At 60.5% G+C, this 1,990-nt stretch carries 1 protein-coding gene; it reads right to left on the reverse strand.

The genetic code is table 11. From position 1 onward, the window contains the following. Nucleotides 1-253 precede the first annotated feature (253 nt). Nucleotides 254-1,567, reverse strand: a complete 1,314-nt coding sequence (locus Q0349_RS10625; RefSeq protein ID WP_298080909.1) for a replication-associated recombination protein A — start codon at nt 1,565-1,567, stop codon at nt 254-256. Nucleotides 1,568-1,990: the final 423 nt, after the last annotated feature.

Consider the following 1,990-nt stretch of genomic DNA (forward strand, 5'->3'; position numbering starts at 1 on the left):
TGAGGCGGGCGACCTGTTTGGTTGACATCATATATCGGGGAAACATACAAGGGTGTGTGGCGACGCAGCCGACACGCACGCGGGGAATTTTGCATCGGGAACCGCGCGTGCGTGCCTGCGGCACACACCCTGCGAGGGAAGGGCGAACCGGCGAAATATTGGCAACGCTGGTTTTTGCCGCTTTGCTGATTGTCAGCATACATTTCAGGACACCACCGGGATTTTTACGGTGGGGCAAGCCCACCCTACAGAGCTACGGTGATGGTTTGGGCGGGGATGTCGCCTGTTCGTCCAGCGCTTGCAGTTGTTCGAGTTTGTCTGCCAGTTTGATTTCAAGGCCACGGCGGTTCGGGTAGTAGAAGCGGATGCCGTGCATTTCGGCGGGCAGGTAGGTTTGTCCGGCGGCGTAGGCCTGCGGTTCGTCATGAGCGTAGCGGTAGCCAGCGCCGTAGCCCTCGTTTTTGTGGACGGCGGTTGGCGCGTTGCGCAGATGCAGCGGCACCGGATGCGACGGGTTGTCGCGCACGTATTGGAAGGCGGCTTTCATCGCCTTGTAGCTGGCGTTGCTTTTCGGCGCCAGCGCCAAATAGGTGATGGTTTGCGCGAGTGCCAGGTAGCCTTCAGGCGCGCCGAGGCGTTCATAGGTCTGGTAGGCGTTCAGCGCGAGGTTGAGCGCGTTCGGGTCGGCGTTGCCGATGTCTTCGCTGGCGACGCAGAGCATCCGCCGCGCGATGGTGAGCGGGTCGGCACCGCCGTCGATCATTCGCGCGAACCAGTACATCGCGCCGTCCGGGTTGGAGCCGCGCAGCGATTTGTGGAAGGCGGAGAGGAGTTCGTAGAACCAATCGCCCTGTTTGTCCAGCGCTTTCGGCTGGTCAGCGAGTGCCTGCGCCAGCGCCGCGTCGCTGTCGATGCCCTGGCGGCGCAACAGCGCCCATTCTTCCAGCCAGCCGATGGCTTTGCGCGCGTCGCCACCCGCCTGGTAGGCGAGGGTGCTGATAATGTGCGCATCCGCTTCAAGGTTGAGCGCGGCAAGGCCGCGCCGCAGTTTTTCGGCCAATTCTGCTTCGCTGAGGGGTTGCAGGTGGTAAACGCGCAGGCGCGAGAGCAGGGCGTTGTTGAGGTTGAAGGCGGGGTTTTCGGTGGTGGCGCCGATGAGGATGAGGGTGCCGTCTTCGACGTAGGGGAGGAAGGCGTCCTGCTGCGCCTTGTTGAAGCGGTGGATTTCGTCGATGAAGAGGATGGTTTTGCGGCCAACGGCGCGCTCTTGTTGCGCCTGGGCGACGGCTTCGCGCACTTCTTTGACACCGGAGAAGACGGCGGAGAGGCGGATGTAGCGCGCGTCGAAGGCGTCGGCCAAGAGCAGCGCAAGGGTGGTTTTGCCGCAGCCGGGCGGCCCCCAGAGGAGCATGGAGTAGGGCTGTTTTTGCGCGATGGCGACCGCGAGCGGCATTCCGTCGCCGAGGATGTGGCGCTGGCCGATGTAGTCGGCGAGGGTTTTGGGGCGCAGGCGGTCGGCGAGCGGGGCGTCGTTGCTGCGGTTAAAGAGCGAGGGTTGGCCGCTCATGAGGGGTATCTCTGTTTGGGGTTTGGATTGGGTTTACATACAGGATAGCGGGGAAGGTGTATGTAAATGGGCGGTTGATGGTTTGCTTTGACAGTGAAGTGCTTTTGATTCGGTAGGGTGGGGCTTGCCCCACCGTGAAAGCCAGATGTTTCGTGGTGGTGGGTCAAGACCCACCCTACGTTACTCCACGGGGAACAGGTTTACATACAGGGTAGCGGGGAAGGTGTATGTAAACGGGTTTTGCGCTTAATGAAATTGCGGTATGCGGGCTAGATGCTGTTTGCAATTGGCCATAACATGATGATTTCATTAGCAGGTTTGGTTAAGGCCTATTTACCATTCAGCCGTAAACACGCCCAAGCCAATGTGGTTGCGTGGCGACGATTTTGTGAGCTACACCATTAGTTTGTAGGGTGTGTGCCG

It is taken from the genome of uncultured Cardiobacterium sp. (assembly GCF_938028185.1).
Lineage (GTDB): Bacteria > Pseudomonadota > Gammaproteobacteria > Cardiobacteriales > Cardiobacteriaceae > Cardiobacterium.

Coding starts and splice junctions, on each gene's coding strand:
- Q0349_RS10625 (WP_298080909.1), bottom strand. CDS start 1,567: ATGAGCGGCCAACCCTCGCTCTTTAACCGCAGCAACGACGCCCCGCTC.